Annotated in this window: 9 protein-coding genes; 3 read left to right on the top strand and 6 right to left on the bottom strand. The window is 38.6% G+C overall.

Annotation, left to right across the window (positions count from 1 at the left end; all coding sequences use genetic code 11):
* Positions 1 to 143: 143 nt before the first annotated feature.
* Complete coding sequence (locus B3E92_RS22820; RefSeq protein WP_070564822.1) at positions 144 to 1,019, top strand: glycerophosphodiester phosphodiesterase family protein; 876 nt, start codon at positions 144 to 146, stop codon at positions 1,017 to 1,019.
* 10 nt (positions 1,020 to 1,029) lie between these two features.
* Here the strand turns inward: B3E92_RS22820 and B3E92_RS22815 are convergent, their stop codons facing one another.
* The 3 genes from B3E92_RS22815 to B3E92_RS22805 form a co-directional block, all read right to left on the bottom strand.
* Positions 1,030 to 1,455, bottom strand: a complete 426-nt coding sequence (locus B3E92_RS22815; RefSeq protein WP_046673933.1) for a tetratricopeptide repeat protein — start codon at positions 1,453 to 1,455, stop codon at positions 1,030 to 1,032.
* 100 nt (positions 1,456 to 1,555) lie between these two features.
* Positions 1,556 to 3,103: a SusD/RagB family nutrient-binding outer membrane lipoprotein gene (locus tag B3E92_RS22810; RefSeq protein ID WP_070564825.1), complete on the bottom strand. Its 1,548-nt coding sequence runs from the start codon at positions 3,101 to 3,103 to the stop codon at positions 1,556 to 1,558.
* Positions 3,104 to 3,240: 137 nt separating this feature from the next.
* On the bottom strand, positions 3,241 to 6,423 hold the full coding sequence (locus B3E92_RS22805) for a SusC/RagA family TonB-linked outer membrane protein (RefSeq protein WP_070564828.1): 3,183 nt from the start codon (positions 6,421 to 6,423) through the stop codon (positions 3,241 to 3,243).
* Positions 6,424 to 6,852: 429 nt separating this feature from the next.
* Between B3E92_RS22805 and B3E92_RS22800 the strand changes: the two genes are divergently transcribed.
* A complete protein-coding gene (locus tag B3E92_RS22800) occupies positions 6,853 to 7,464 on the top strand; it encodes a hypothetical protein (RefSeq protein ID WP_070564833.1) in 612 nt (203 codons plus the stop codon).
* Positions 7,465 to 7,512: 48 nt separating this feature from the next.
* Here B3E92_RS22800 and B3E92_RS22795 read toward each other — a convergent pair whose 3' ends face one another.
* The 3 genes from B3E92_RS22795 to B3E92_RS22785 all read right to left on the bottom strand — a co-directional run bounded on the left by B3E92_RS22795 (position 7,513) and on the right by B3E92_RS22785 (position 13,091).
* Positions 7,513 to 10,200, bottom strand: a complete 2,688-nt coding sequence (locus B3E92_RS22795; protein WP_070564836.1) for a carboxypeptidase-like regulatory domain-containing protein — start codon at positions 10,198 to 10,200, stop codon at positions 7,513 to 7,515.
* Positions 10,201 to 10,493: 293 nt separating this feature from the next.
* A complete protein-coding gene (locus B3E92_RS22790; RefSeq protein ID WP_070564839.1) occupies positions 10,494 to 12,026 on the bottom strand; it encodes a sulfatase family protein in 1,533 nt (510 codons plus the stop codon).
* A gap of 336 nt (positions 12,027 to 12,362) precedes the next feature.
* Positions 12,363 to 13,091 carry a FadR/GntR family transcriptional regulator gene (locus B3E92_RS22785; protein WP_070564842.1) on the bottom strand — a complete coding sequence of 243 codons (729 nt, stop codon included), beginning with the start codon at positions 13,089 to 13,091 and terminating at the stop codon, positions 12,363 to 12,365.
* Positions 13,092 to 13,239: 148 nt separating this feature from the next.
* Between B3E92_RS22785 and B3E92_RS22780 the strand changes: the two genes are divergently transcribed.
* The gene (locus B3E92_RS22780; RefSeq protein ID WP_070564845.1) at positions 13,240 to 16,527 is read left to right on the top strand and encodes a SusC/RagA family TonB-linked outer membrane protein; all 3,288 of its coding nucleotides are present in this window, start codon (positions 13,240 to 13,242) and stop codon (positions 16,525 to 16,527) included.
* Positions 16,528 to 16,529 lie beyond the last annotated feature (2 nt).

Below are 16,529 nucleotides of genomic sequence, written 5' to 3'. Positions count from 1 at the left end.
ATGAATTGGTAAGCAAATGTTTACGGGCAGGGGTTTACACGAATTGAATGCTTTATTAAAGATTTATTGATCTTGGATGATTAATTTAGCATACTGTTTTTTGTGTGTCGCAGGCTTAGAGATTTTAACGTAATTATAAATTCATGAGAAGAACATTTTTTGCTTTTTTTCTTTTTGTTTCGTCGTACTCAATCGTCGTCGGACAAAAAATCCACTCACTCGCGTTTGCTTCTCCACAGGCGATGCGAGATTATTTTACCTATGCTAGCGACAAAAAAATTGTCAGTGGTCATCGGGGAACGATTGAGGCTGGGCTTCCAGAAAATTCGATTGCGGCATTTGAGGCCGTGCTGCAAAAAACAACGGCTATTTTTGAAATCGATCCGCGTTATACCAAGGATAGTGTTGCTATTTTGATGCATGATGCGACATTGGATCGAACCACAAATGGAAAAGGAAAAATAGCAGACCATACCTGGGATGAATTGCGTAAACTGAAGCTAAAGGATCAGGCTGGAAATGTGACCAACTATGGTATTAACACACTTGATGAAGTTATTAAATGGGCAAAGGGTAAAACTATCCTCAACTTAGATAAAAAAGACTTACCATTGGCGGCTACAGCAGCAATACTAAAAAAATACAATGCCTACAGTTGGGTGTGGGTTACGGTACATAATACTGAACAGGCAGCGTTTTATTTGGCGCAGAATCCAGAACAGTATATGTCCATGCATATCAAAGATCAAGCTGCATTGGAGAAGTTTAAATCCGCTGGATTACCCTACGACCGTATGATTGTCTATATCGGGCCAGAACTAAAGGATTCCAATCAGGCGATGTATCAATTTTTCAACAGAAAGGGTGTGATGTGCATGATTTCAGCAGCACCTACCTACGATAAATTGAAGACAAAGGCAGAACGTGCCGAGAAGTATAAGGCCATATTTGCGGAAGGAGCCTCCATTCTTGAGTCTGATCTTCCTATGGAAGTTGGCGAAGTAATCGATTCGTTTTGACGAATTATTATCAATCCAAATCGATATTGTCATCTAAAAATTTAAGATACTTAGGTGATTCATCGTCAAAAATGTCTCTTCCTTCCATCATATAGGCGCGGAGAAGATATTCCTGGGCAGACTCGCTATTATTGTCTTCCAAATAGCACTGTCCTAAGCGCAGCATGATAAAAGGGTTTTCATAGGCATTTTCGATAATGTTCTGTTTTGCCTTTTCAAAATGGGAGAGTGCATTGCGAAAATCGTCCATTAAGAAAAAGGCATCTCCAATGGAAGCTTCGAGCCAGAGGCTTTCCGCATGAACATTTTGTGGACTAGGGACTAGATCAAGCGCTTCGGTCCACACCCGAATTGCTTCCTGATAGTTGCCTTCATCACATTGGATGTTTCCTTCCTCGCTAAGTTGGTCTATTCTGTCTAATGTTTGATCGTCCATAGCATTTTATTCTTTAGAGTGCTATACGAAGATAAGAAATAATAATAAAAAAACACCTGAAGCCTAAGCTTCAGGTGTGAACTGATTGAAATACCGAAGTTTATTTATTCCACCATAATTTGGTGCTGATTACATCATCTCCTTGTCGTGAAAGTGCAGTTTGATAATTCGTCTTATTGGTACTTTGTTCTTTTAATGGATACACCAAACGGCTTGGGATTGTGCTGCCTACCTCAGGAGTGAAAGTATATGTGACAGGTTTGCCTTCTACTGTTCCGGTCCATGTAATATCACCTTTTTTGATTAGGAATAACGGATACCCTGTTCTTCTGATTTCGGACCAAGATTCGATGCTTTGGTTGAAAAGTGCTAAGTACTTTTGAGAAAGCACATTTTCCTTATTCGCAGCAGGAAGTTTACTCAAATAGGTTGCTACTTCATCAGAAGACACGGACCATTTTTCAAGAGATGCCCGAACACCCTTTTCGTAATTTGATTGATCCCAGTTATTGTTTTCCGCTAAAATAAAGGCTACTTCCGCATATTCCATAAGTACTTCCCCATAATCTGCAGCGTTGATAATGTCACTAGGCAATGATATTTTGTCTACAGGAAATAGATTGCCTGCTGCTAGGGGGAGACCATAGGGTTGGCCGTAGTAAATATTTCCTGAGCTTGTCGGTTTGGCAAATTTTGACAGACGTGGATCGGCAATTTTAAAGGGACCGCGGCTGCCCTGTAAAGTCTCAACAATCACATTAGAAATTGCAAAATCTTTTCTGTTGGCAGTTACCGTAGCTCTAAACAATGGTGCTTCATTTGGTGATGTTTTGGAGTATTTAAATATCGCATTATCATTGTTGGAGGTGAATATACCTTTTTTGATGGCATCGGCGATATGTGTCGTTGCCAAAGCTGCATCTTTACCTTTGATTCGATTCGCAACACGTAGACGTAGCGAATTGGCGAATTTTGCCCAGTTAGTATTTGATCCTTTATAAATAATATCAGCTGTTCCGAAAGTCGTGGCTGTTGGATACTTTGCTAGTGTATCAGCTGCCTGCTGTAATTCATTGAGAATATCTTTGTATATTTTCTCTTGACTAGCATATTTCGGCGTCAGGTTATCCGGGTCCTGCTGCAGAGCTTCAAAATCTGCATCTTTATTGCCATAAGATTCATATGGGATATCACCAAAAACATCTGTTAGCGACTGAAAAGCGTAAGCCTTGAGTATTCTTGCTATCGCAATCTGATTGGTATTTGTACCTGCTGTTCCTGCCGATGCAATCGCTTTAGTGGATTCATTGGTATTTAGCTTAATAATTTCATTTAAATTGTTAAGTGATTTGTAGGTCGCAGTCCAATAGTTGTCTGAATAGCTTGTTGGTATTTGATAACGAGATTGGTCTGTATAGATGTTCTGACTGAAATACTGAGCAAATAATTGAGCACCACGTAGGCTTACCTCTTCACTTCGTAATGCACTGACTAGCTGTTTCTCGGCTGTCACTAGAATTGTTGGCGTTGTGACAGAAGCAGGTCGATTTGGATCTGTATTGATATCGCTAAATGTGGATTTGGAGCACGAAGTAGCAATAAGCGATAGGCCAATGAATGAAGTATGTAGTATGTTTGATATTTTCATCTGTGTATATTTATTTATAAGTGCTTGTTCTGATTATCTATGAATCAGTTGCACTTGGTTTATCTTTTAAAGCTGATGAACGATCAGATTTATCCGGTTTGGATATTACGGAATAAATCATGATGAGTTTCATTCTTCTAAAATTTAAGATTAACGTTAAAGCCATAAGTAACCGGAAGAGGTATATTTCCACCTTCGATACCCTGCACATTTCCACCGCTGGATGTAAACTCTGGATCAATATATTTACTCTTGGTATAAATGTTCCAAAGGTTACGTCCGTATACATTCACGCCAATGTTTTTGATAATTTTGGGATTAGTTAATTTGAAATTGTATCCCAGCGTAACTTCCCTTAACTTAACATATGTTGCATCGAAAATTGAAAATGTTGTTGGGCCATTATATTCATTGCGCGCCCATTGTTGTGCGGTAATATTGGTGGTATTCTGCTGGATGTTACTCACATCATACGAACCATCACTATGGAATGCAACATCTCCCTTAACGCCATCGAGAACGACACCTGTTTCACGAATATTATTTGCAGCTGTCTTATCCAAAATACCCGAATACATACCAACTTTATAGGTTTGTGAGAAGAATTTTCCACCCACTCGACCCGAGACTAAAAAGCCTAGACTAAAGTTTTTGTAACGGAAACTGTTTTGGATACCGAAGGTAAAATCGGGTAGTACTGACCCTAAAGGAACCAACTGTGATGTTTTCATGTAGGTGCCATCTGCCTGTACAACGCGTTGTCCATCCGGAGCATAGACAAAGTCGTAACCCAAAAATTGACCATAAGATTCTCCTTCACGTGCAACGAGCTCGACCAAGGAATTGCTTAAGCTCAATGTATTGACCTGATCATCCAGTTTAATGACTTTGTTTTTATTTTTAGCCCAGTTGATTGTCGCATCCCAAGTAAAATTTTCGTGTTTGATAGGGGTACCATTTAAGACGACTTCAATTCCTTTATTATTAATTTTTCCAGCATTGAATACTTTTCCGGCATACCCGAATGATGATGAAACAGGAACTGGTAAGATTTGATTCCTAGAATTGTTGTTGTAATAGGTTACATCAAATCCTAGTCGATTTTTGAATAATTGTAGATTTACGCCTGTCTCCCAAGAGCTGGTAATTTCAGGTTTTAGATTAGCATTTGGTTTAGTGCTTGGAAGCCCATAGGATGCTTGTCCATCAAAGGATTGTTCGGGTTCGTAGACTTTATACAATTGATAAGGATCTGTGTCATTTCCGACTTGAGCCCATCCCAAGCGGATTTTACCAAAACTAAGCCAATCCAATTTTTTAAAGGCTTCCAATTGGCTAAAAACAAAACTACCTGTCAGGGATGGATATATAAATGAATTGTTGTTGGTCGGCAATGTAGATGACCAGTCATTACGTATTGTTCCATCTAAGTATAGAAAATCGTTGTATCCCAAAGAAAAGCTACCATAGATTGATGCAATGCGTCTATGGTATCGGAAGTTGTCAATTTTAACTGCATTGGCATTTTTCAGGTTATAGTAATTAGGAATAATCAAACCACCCTGTGTAATCGCGTAGTCTTGCTTCCGCTGCTGGTCACGGAGATTGGCGCCTACGTTTCCTATAAGGGAGAATTTATCCCAATTTTTCTTGGCGGTAGCCAAAAATTCGTAGTTGTATTCATTTAACTTATTGTTCGCTTCTTCGTATTGAGAAGTGCTTCGTGAGTATACCGCAATTCGATCTTGGGATTGGAATGAATAAATATCTCCATGTACTTTAGCTCCTAAAGTTAGCCAATTGTTTAAGTCATATTGTAAACCAATATTACCGTAGAAACGATCTCTATTGTCCTCCATGTACGACTCATAGGCTGACCAATAGGGATTATCAATAAAGCGGGTCGCCTCGGCGGCAGGCGTATTTTGCCATCCCGTTCGGTTCCAGGCTAACGGGGTTCCGTCTTCACGTTTGTAGTTTTCCAGTATTTTGTAATCGACTTGTACAGCTCCCCATTGGAATGCTTCCAGGATAATATTTCTATTGGAAGCACCTGTCCATGGACGGCCTACTGATGCATTACGGATATAGTTGAAATTCGAATTAATCTTCAGTTTACCTAATTGTGTACCTCCTGAGAAGTTAAACGTATTACGTCCCAAACTGGAGTTAGGTGTTGTTCCCGTTACATTTTTATTAGTGTAGGAAAAGCGATAATTTGTATTTCCGCTATTTCCTGCTATGGAAAAATTGTTGGTGTTGGATACACCTGTCCGAAAGAAATAACTAACATCATTTTTAGGATAAATCCACGGAGAAGGATTTAAATAGTTAGCCTCATCTTCAGGGTTTAGATTATACCATTGAAGCACAGGTGTGCCGTCCAGTTTTGGTCCCCAGCTTTCGTCTGCGGCGTAATCGACTGTTTTGTAGTCTGTTCCGTTGATGTTTTGGGTTTGAAAGCTTGTAGAATACCCTTGACCATAGAGATGTTGTCTTTTGGGTAATCGAACGATATTTTCAAAATCAACCCCAGTATTTAAGGAAATATCTATTTTTTCACCTTTTGATGCACGTTTGGTGGTAATCAATATAACTCCATTGGCTGCCCTAGAACCATAAAGTGCAGCAGCAGAAGGCCCCTTTAATACCGAAATATTATCAATGTCGTCTGGGTTGATATCTTGTATCATGTTACCAACGTCTTTACCGGCACTTCCGTTGATAGTAGAAGAAGAGTTTAGATCGGTATTATCAATTGGGGTACCATCAATGACATATAGAGGTTGATTGTTCCCCGCGATTGAGTTAATACCTCTCAGTAAAACATGGGAAGATCCACCCATATTTCCACCTGAGGTCGTTACTTGAAGTCCTGCAACTTTTCCAGACAAGGCACTGAGGGCATTGGTGGGACGCGTCTGAAGTTCAACAGATTTAACTTCCTGTACGGCGTAACCCAATGATTTTTTTTCGCGGGAAATACCTAAGGCTGTCACAACGACTTCATTTAGCTGTGAAGTCGTTGGCAGAAGTTGAACAGTCGTGAAACCTGTAGGATTGGTTTGAACAGTCCTAGTTTCAAAGCCAATGTATTGAATGCTGATGTTGAGTGAGCTTCCGGTCGAAGGGAACTCAAATAATCCATTTGCATCTGTTTGAACCTGCTTTTTACTGCTTGTTTCGGTAACTGTAGCCCCTTGGATAGGATTGTTGTTGTTGTCGACTACTTTTCCTTTTATAGTGGTTTGTGCGTATAGCGCACCAGTACTAAGACAAAGCGCGGCCATTACGACAAAATTTATGTTATTTTTTGCCATATTAATTATAATAGTGAGTTTATTGTTTGAGTTGGGTTATAGGAGATATTTGAAATTTACCTGTAAAAACATCCCCTTAGGACATTCGTTTTTCAAGGATATTATCTGTATGCTGTTTCATGTGTTAAAAAATGTTAATGCAAATATATAAAATCTACCTGATAACTATACTTTGTTTTTTTGTTTTTTGTAATTTTTGAGTCAGAATGATGAGATGTGGTCGTTAAAGGAGCGGGGAGGCTAATTAATCAAGTTCGTTTTCTTTCCGGAATACCTTCATATGTTCTATGCAATATGTTGCCTATCAGAATATTGATTGGCGGATACGAATCATAAACAGCGACGCACGAATTGTAAATCTTTGTATTCTTAAATAGGAAAGGGCAACATTCTTGTTCAGCCATTCCATGTAATAAAACGTATAACAAAATGATTATTTTTGGCACAAGAACAAAGGTATTAGCTAACAGATCGCAATCGGCGATTGGCAACTGTGCATATTGTGGTACTGCTCAGTCTCTTTTTGCATACAGACAAGTGAAGTACATTCATATTTTTTGGATACCCCTATTTCCATATGCCTCGGAGATTATTACCATGTGTACCCATTGCAAAAAGCTAAGTTATCAACGTGAAATCGACCCACAAACACTTCAGTCCATATCATCGGGAACTATCCGTAAAACACCTATTGGATATTTTGCGGGCTTAGTTCTGATTGGACTTTTTGTATCCGCTATTGTTATAGCAGGAATTTCCGGTGCAAAAAAGAAGGAAAAATACCTGAAAGATCCAAAGGTTGGCGATGTGTATGAGTTTTCTTATACAAAAGATGGAAAAACCATGCGTACGCTTTATCGCATCGCCAATTTAACGAAAGACTCTGTTACCTTTGACCTAAACGATTATGAAGCGGATAGCCGAAAGGGCCTACGCAAATTGCGCGAGCAACATGCAGATAGCTATTCTGAAAAGCAACGTTTATCACGAGCTGAACTTGAAGAAATGAAAAGTAAGATATCGAATATTGAAAGATTGTAATGATTATTTTTATCGTTGTTATGAACAAGCTTCAGCTCTTTACCTGATCTATTTCTTTGTTTTGACAATATTAAACTTGTGAATATAACCTACCATAAAATATTGTTTTAATGTTAGTGAATTTCCAAAATACGTCCTGTTGCCCTGACTGCCCCAATAATTTTGGGTATTCTGATTCAATATGTCAAAGCCAGTCAATTTTAGCTGTGAATTGTTTTTCAATGTGTAATAGACTGAAGCATTTAAGATATGGTAGTTTTTTCTTCCACTCAATCCGCTGGCCCGGTTATCTAGCGAGTAGGTAGATTCCAATGAAAACCCGTGGATCGGATTAATATTCAATCCTGCGCCAATTTTATGTGTAGAATAGGTTGATTCAATAAAGTCGGGTTTATCTTTTACCGAATTTATGTTTTTGTTCCAAGAATAAGTGTACTGTGGTGATATCGTCACCATGTTTTTCCAAGTCGCGGAAAATTGTTGGCTGGCATTAATCCCTATATTGGTCCCTTTATTATCAACATCATTGATGGAACTATAATTTTCATAGGTGTAGATATTGTTGTTTTGCGATAGATAGAATGACCAATTTTTATTAGCTTTTAGGTTGTATCTCAGGTAAGTATAGGCACTATAGTTATATTTTGATCCAGCAAGAAACATCTGGGTGGTCATTTGTCCTGTATTGTTGTTTCGCCAGCTACGGCTCCCGATGCTGTTATTGACATAATTGATATTCCCATTGACATTAAACTGCAATTTCGAGGTATACTTATAGTAGGATATACTAACATTCTGTTTTTCGATATTGTTGAATATAAAAGATGTCTTTCGCGTATACAATGGATTTAGATCCATGACGAGCTGTTGAATTCCGTAGAGTTCGGGAGACTCGAGATCTTTGTACCAGCCGAGGTTTAGATCTTTATAACGGATGTTAATATTGGGAAGCCAGTAGCCTAAAGATGATTTCTCGACCGAATTGATTTTAAGTAAATCAAAATGATTTGCCTTTACTTGATAGGCTGTTCCAAATTTTACGTTGAAATCTTTGGTTGGTCTCCAGTAAAATATAATCCCCGTAATATAATCCTGGTATTTGTAACGGTAACTATTTTCATAGGGAGCGGCATGTACTTCTCCAGTACTGTCGCGGTTGATGTACACACTCTCCTGTGGTCCCTGCCGGTTGGTGACATAGGTAAAATAATAATCAAAGTTGAGTTTTTTAATAGTTTTATTGTAATAGGCAGCACTAAAATAGAGATTGTTGGAATTATTTTGTGTTAGGTTTTTATGCCATAGACTAGTTTGAGGATTTGCTGTATCGTAAATATTGGTAAGCTGGAAAGAGCTGTCGGTCTTTTCATTGGTATTGATGGAAACCGTATTTCTAAACGATACAATATGATTTTTATGGAGTTGTTTTTCGATATAGAAACCATGTGAATAGTTTAGTGTATTTTCATTATTTCCTCCTGTACCTGTTGCGTCATTTAGTTTTTTGAGATCCGTATAGGAGCGGTTCCTTCCTAAGGTTGAGCTGTTTTTTGTATTGATACCCAAACTCGGTGTAAATTCAAAGTAGGCTGTGGTGTCCATGCGATGACGGAGCAGGGTTTTGATATTATGCCCTACAGATCTCTCCTGTTGTTGGTAATTGGATTCTGAATATTGTTTTTCCTGGTCGAATAAAGAAATTTGATTGCCTGTATTCTGATTTTCGGCTTTATTATATTTCAGCATATACATGATATTCAACTTGGTTTTCTTTCCCCAGTCATTGTTGAGGTTAAATCCTAAGCCTATATCGTTGGCTTTACCTGAATAGTTTCTACCTCCAAAATTATCAAAACCATAATTTTCGGAACGACCAAGCCCAGCTTCTTGGTTCAATTCATTGTAGTCAAAACTTTGGCGGTTAATGTTATTTCCGAAACCGATTAAACTCAGCTGGAGTGTATCCTTAAATGTATTGAATAAACCGCCAGCCTCATATCTACTCCGGGTACCGGCACTGCCATAGAGCTTACCGAAGCTCGCTCTGAGGAAATCTTTCTTAAATTTTAAATTAATCGTGATCGGCAGTTTATCTTCGTCTTCATTATCCTTTTTTGTTTCACCCTTATCACGGTACACCTGTACAGTTTTAATAAGCGAAGCGTCCAGGTTTCGTGTAGCAATACGGAGATCACTCGAAAAGAAATCCTTGTCATTTACTTTTACTTTTGAAACCTCTTTTCCTTGATAGTAAATCGAACCATCCATATTGACCTGCAGACCAGGTAGTTCTTTGAGCAATTCCTCTACGTTGACGTTGGGGCGAGTTTTGAAGAAGTTGGTGTTATATTCTAACGTATCTTTATTCATCCGCACGGGGGGAACGATATTGACGACTACTTCATCGAGACTTTTGGAATCGAGCTTTAATAGAGTGAAATCATAATTTTCTCCGTTAGGAATATTGAATTCTTGACGAAAGGGATTTGCATTGACATGTGAAATAAAAAGTGTTAGTGCGGTGCCTGTTGGAATTTTAACAAATTCAAACTTACCTTTTGTATCAGTAAGGAGATAGGAAACCACGGAAGAGTCTTTTGAATTGAGAATCGTTACAGTTGCTTTTTCTAATGGTTCCGCGTTTTGAGAAAATACCGTCCCGAGAACTTTTCCCTTCGATTGGCCTATAACTATAGTTGTGGTTAGTAATAAAATTAAAAATAAGTAAATTTTCATAAAATTTAAGTACGTATATCTTGGCTATATTGAGGGTCAAAATGATTAAATGTAAATCATTTTAATACAATATTAAAGAAATGAATTTTATATTATAAATGAAAATTTATTTAAAAAACAATCGATTGCGGATTTTATTTGTTACAATATCTTTTGAATTATTTGTTTGAAGGGCAATCTTTTTGCGATGATTATATTGTGCTTCACGATATAGCTAGCATTTCGATAAGCAATTTGAAGAAGGGTATAGTATTAAAATGAGGGTATCCAGTAGATCGGATACCCTCATGGCATTATTGGTCGATGTTGATTTTGTAAATTGCTTCTGCTTCTTTGTCATCAAATTGGCGCATTTGCGTGAGAAGTTTCTTTTTCATCCGTTTGACGACGCTTCGATAGGTAGGATCCTTGTAGATATTATGGAGTTCATTGGGATCCTTCTGAAGGTCAAAGAGTTCCCAATTTTCGATCCGTTTATAATAGCGGATCAATTTATACCGATCATCACGAACACCAAAGTGGGGGCTCACGGCATGTTCGCCATTTTCAAAATAATGATAGAACAGATCTTTCCGATGTTCCTCGCTGTTATTTTTCAGAACATGAACAAAAGATTCACCTTGCATGTCTTTCGGTTTTTGGATAGCAGCTAATTCCAATAGCGTGGGAGCGATATCAGCGTTGACAATTTTAGCATTTATAGTTGAGTTTGGGTGTAACAGGGCTGGGTACCGCATGACCATTGGTGTACGAAAAGACTCCTCATACATCCAACGTTTATCGAACCAGCCATGTTCACCCATATAAAAACCTTGGTCTGAAAGATAGATTACAATTGTATTTTCAGCGAGGGATTTTCGATCTAAATAATCCAATACTTTCCCGATGTTGCGGTCCATGGATTGGGCAGTATTGAGATAATCAATCATAAATCGTCTAAATTTCCATTCAGCGAGCTGTTTTCCTGTCAAATTACCCTGTTTCAATTGTTCATAAATAGGACGGTAATAGGCGATATAGCTGTCCTTTTGAGTTTGGTTCATCCGCTTGAAGTTACCGTCGGCCATCATGTCTTCCAACGAATTGAACATTTTGAGATCGTAGCCCATTTTCATGTCCTTGTCAATGGACATTTCCTGCAATGCAGCTGCCGGCCTACTTTGGTAATTGTCGTAGAAAGTAGCGGGTAAGGTGAAATTTACAGCATCATAGCTCCCAAAGTCCTTTGGATCCGGCATCCAGGTACGGTGTGTAGCTTTGTGACCGATGACTAGACAAAAGGGCTTCTCAGCATCTACGGTATCTAACCAATCAATTGCTTTTTCGGTTACGATATCGGATACATACCCTTCAGTGCGTTTGCGGCCCTCTTTGCTGATAAAATCTGGATTAAAATAGGTTCCCTGCCCAACAAGAATGTCATAATAGTTGAAACCTTGCAGTTTGTCTCCTAAGTGAATTTTACCCACCCAAGCGGTATTGTAACCTACGTTTTGGAGCTGTTTCACAAAAAGATCTTGGCTAAAGTCGAATTCAGAAGTTTCATTGTCTTTGAATCCATTTTTATGGCTGTACTTGCCCGTCAATAATGTAGCCCGGGATGGTCCGCAGATGGAATTGTTTACAAACGCATTTTTAAATAGAGCACCCTGAGCAGCGATGCGATCTATCTGTGGTGTTTTTCCGTATTTCGAACCATAGGCGCCTATTGCCTGATAGGCATGATCATCGGAAATAATGATAATGATATTAGGCTTTTTTTGTGCAAATGTATTTTTATGCAGAAATGTTGCGAGTACAGCAAATAAAAAGATCCTGAGTTTCATTGTGTTTTCGGTTTAAATTGAATGAATCAAGCTTTTTTAAGCTATGCGATTTGAAATAGTATAGCGTTAGCGAAGCATTATCATGCTGACTAAGATAATGATTATTATGTATTACATAAAATAATTAAGTGAGTGAATTTACTTTTTCATATCATTGCCGCTGTATTTTTGATTCGAATTACAATGAGAATAAAGGATAGATCAGATCTTTTTTATAGGACAATTATGGGATTTAAGGCAATATTAAGTGTATACTCTTCGCTTTAGTAGATGCTTAAAGCCCAATCATATAATCGGGCCTTTCTATCGTAAAGTGAATCAATCCTGTTAAACAGATTATCCAATAGATTTCTTATATAAAAAAAGGCGCTGATAATGATTATCAAGATGCTTGCGCATGGCATTTCGAAACACCTCAGCATTGCCCACCTTCAATATATCTACTAGGCCTCGGTGTGAGATAAAGCTTTTCGATGAGCTGGGACTGGTCAGTAAGCCACTGCTGTGCACATACTGAAAAACAGGTAAAAGCATGTTCTGAAAGTCTTTGAGAATCGTATTTCCAGTTATTTCGTAAAGCTTACCATGGAAGGCAATTTCAGTTTCAATGTCGAAAATAGTATTATCTGCATCTATAGGTTCTTTTGCAACGATCGCTTCCAATTCCTCCATGTCCTTTTCTTGTATATGTTCAAAGAGAATATCCGCCATACCTATCTCCAGAACCATACGCATTTCAAAAAGATCCTGTAAGGTCTTGTTTTCCATAATGGTCGGATAAAGTGATTTGCGTAGGGGTTTTATAAGATCTGGACTCGTTAAAACAGCTCCGCGATGTTTTTTGGACTCGATCAATCCGACCATACGCAACCGCAACATGGCTTCGCGAACCACCGTACGACTTACGCCAAGGGTTTCTGCCAGCTCAATTTCCTTAGGTAAAGCATCTCCAACCTTTAAGCCTTGATTGACAAAAAGATTGATGATTTCTTTTTCGGCACGATCTACAAGAGAAGAAGTATCAATTGTATTCAGATGTTCTATGAACGAAGAATTCGGTTCCATATATATTACATAATAGCGCATTAGGCGCGTTAAGGCAAAGATAATTAATAAATGTGATTAATATGTTATACATAATTTAATTAAAATTTGTTTTTTACATTTTGTAATTTATATATTTGCATATATGTAATACTTAATACAAACCAATATGTATTCAAACCTAAAATTACGAACCCTCCTCAGCCTGTCTATTTTGATGGGCAACATGCTCTTAGCGCAAGCACAAGACCATGCCGTGCGGGGTAAAATTACCGATGCAAAGACAGGGGAATTGCTTGGCAATGTTACTGTAAAAGTCAAAGGGTCCAGCCAATCTTTGCAGACAAACGCTGATGGAACATTCTCGATCAGCACGAATCCCAATACCGTATTAATTATCACGTCTACGGGGTATAGACCATATGAAGTGAAAGTTGGGCAATTAAATCAATTGGATATCAAACTCGAGTCCAAGGTTGAGCAAATGGATGAAGTCGTGGTGGTGGGGTATGGAAAAATGAAGAAGTCGAATTTAACGGGGTCTGTAAGCAGCTTGGATAAAAAAGTGCTTGAAACTGGAGTTCGCTCGAACCCAGCTTCTGCTTTAGCGGGTACGATACCGGGTATTCGAGTGCAGCAAACTTCAGGAAGACCGGGAGCTGTACCCACGGTTGTGCTTCGAGGTGGGACTACGTATGGCGGCGGTGGCACGCCATTGGTTATTGTTGACGGCTTGATTAGAAATGGATTTAATGACATTAATCAAAATGACATTGAATCGATAGATGTCTTAAAAGATGCTTCTGCTACAGCAATTTATGGTGCTAGGGCTGCAAACGGTGTGATATTGATAACCACAAAAAGGGGAAAAGAAGGTGTTTCCAATATTACATTGTCGTCTAAAGTTGGTGTTAATAAATTGAACAACCCTTTTGATTTCCTAAGTGCCAAAGATTACTTAAACTGGAGTAGAAAAGGTGTTCAGGTATCTGGGCAATATCAACCGTCCCAATTGAATCAATTAACGAGTGTGGGCCCCTTTGGTACGGGGAATAAATATAAGGATGATAAAGGAAATATCCTAGATGGTAATCTTACCAGCAATGCCGTGTGGAGTACCATGTTGCTCGATGATACCAATCGTGAATTGTTGCAACAGGGATGGCAGACCATGATTGATCCTGTGACTGGAAAAGAACTAATTTTTAAAGATTTTGATTATGCTAAATATGCACTTCGTGATGCTAGTTTGACGCAAGATTATAATATCGCATTACAAGGTGGGAACGATAAAGGTAAATATTATGGAAGTGTGGGGAAGTATAACGAGAAAGGGATGCCAATCAATACTTTTTATGATCGTACAACTTTTGTGTTAAATGGCGAATATAAAGTTAAACCTTGGCTACATTCATTGTCAGGGGTGAATTTCGCGTATACGAAATGGCGTGACGCTATTAACGGAGAAGGAAACTATATGACGCGGGCACTGGGGGCCCCTCCAACAATGCGTGGTACAAATGCCAATGGAGATCTGCTCGTTGGTCGTGATTATCAAGATGGGAACCCTCTGGTAAATGATGATAAGTTCATTCGTAAAAATCTAAATCAGAAGCTTACGCTTACCCAAGCTTTTACAATTAATTTTTTGGAGAATCTTAGCTTACGCGTCAGTGGAAACTGGTTTTTTAACCAGTCTACTTCGGAGTCCTTTAATAAGGATTATATAGCCAGCCCAGGAAATTATGTTCGCACAAGAAATTCCTCGGCTTCCTATGATAAAATATATAATCAAACCTATAACGCAGTCTTAAATTACAGAACTGAAATCGCGAGTTCGCATCATATTGACGCGATGTTGGGGTCGGAATTTTTTGATACGTATAACAATGGATTTACAGCTGCGGGAAGTGGAGCTCCAACAGACGACTTTATGGATCTTGGATTAACGAGTCCAGAGGCCAATAAAAGAAGTATCGATTCATACCATGATCGACAACGTATCATGTCCTATTTTGGACGAGTAAACTATGACTATAAAGAAAAATACCTTTTGACATTGACTGCACGTAGAGATGGTTATTCGACATTACTAAATAATCGATGGGGAACCTTTCCTGGAGTTTCAGTCGGTTGGGCTCTACACCGTGAAGATTTCCTGAAGGATTATTTAGGCACTGATAAAGTCGTAAATACGTTAAAATTACGCGCTAGTTATGGAGGGAACGGTAATGTCAGTGGAATCGGATCTTATACACTTCAAGGTTCATATGGCACAAACAAGTATGATGGGCAAGTGGGGTACACCATGTCCACGCTTTCAATTCCAAACCTCAAATGGGAGAGTTTGATTACAAAAGAAGTCGGACTTGAATCCAGAATCTTAAATAAGATTGATTTGAGTCTTGCCTATTATCATCGGACGACTAAAGATAAGATTGCAAGTTTATCATTACCAGCTTCAGCCGGTTTTACTACAATTACGACCAACAATGGTGATATGCAGAATCAGGGAGTCGAAATTGGGGTGAATTATCAAATGCTGAGAAGGAAAGATTGGGATCTAAGCTTTAATTGGAATACGGCGTATAATAAGAACAAGATCTTAAAATTGCCTTTTAATGGCGTTGAAAATAACAGACAAGGCGGTTTACAGGTTTATGATCCAAAATCCAAAGAACTCATTTGGGTAGGAGGCAATCAGGAGGGGCAAGACCCGAATGTTGCTTATGCTTATGAAGCCATCGGGATCATTCGGACAAAAGAACAGTTGGATAGCTATGCCTTGCAATTGAAGGATCTGATCGGTGCACGTACATTGGTACATCCGGATGTCTATAATGCGTTGTCCAGTAGTGAGAAGAATTTATACTATCCATTAGCTTTAGGCGATGTTATGTGGAAGGATGTAAACGGAGATGGTATAATCAATTCTTATGATAGGGTGTATATGGGAAATACAGTGCCGAGATGGACGGGCGGATTTGGTGCAGCTTTGCGCTGGAAGAATATTAACTTGAGTACCCGTTTTGATTACGCATTGGGCTATGTTGCTTATGACGGACCGAGAGCCTGGTTTCTTGGAATGATGCAGGGAACATTCAATACGACAACAAGTGTATTTGATACATGGACACCTGAAAATCCAAATGCAAAATATCCGACTTATTATTGGGCAGATCAATTATTTAAAAATAATACGAGTCGGGAAAGTAGTATGTTTTATAATAAAGGAAATTATCTGGCATTTAGAGAGATTAATGTCTCTTATCGCTTGCCTAAATCCATTGCTAACCGATTAAAAATGGAAGATTTAAGCATCTCCGCCACAGGCCAAAATTTACACTATTGGTCAAAAAATACATTGTTCTCCCCTGAAAGTGGAAGTGTGGGACAAAATGGAGGCGGATACCCTCTTCCTAAAACATTTATACTTGGGCTTCAATTAACATTTTAATT

This window comes from Sphingobacterium sp. UBA6317, assembly GCF_002440385.1.
Classification (GTDB): domain Bacteria; phylum Bacteroidota; class Bacteroidia; order Sphingobacteriales; family Sphingobacteriaceae; genus Sphingobacterium; species Sphingobacterium multivorum.
The sequence above is the reverse complement of the archived record's forward strand: the minus strand, read 5'-3'. Positions and strand labels throughout refer to the sequence as shown.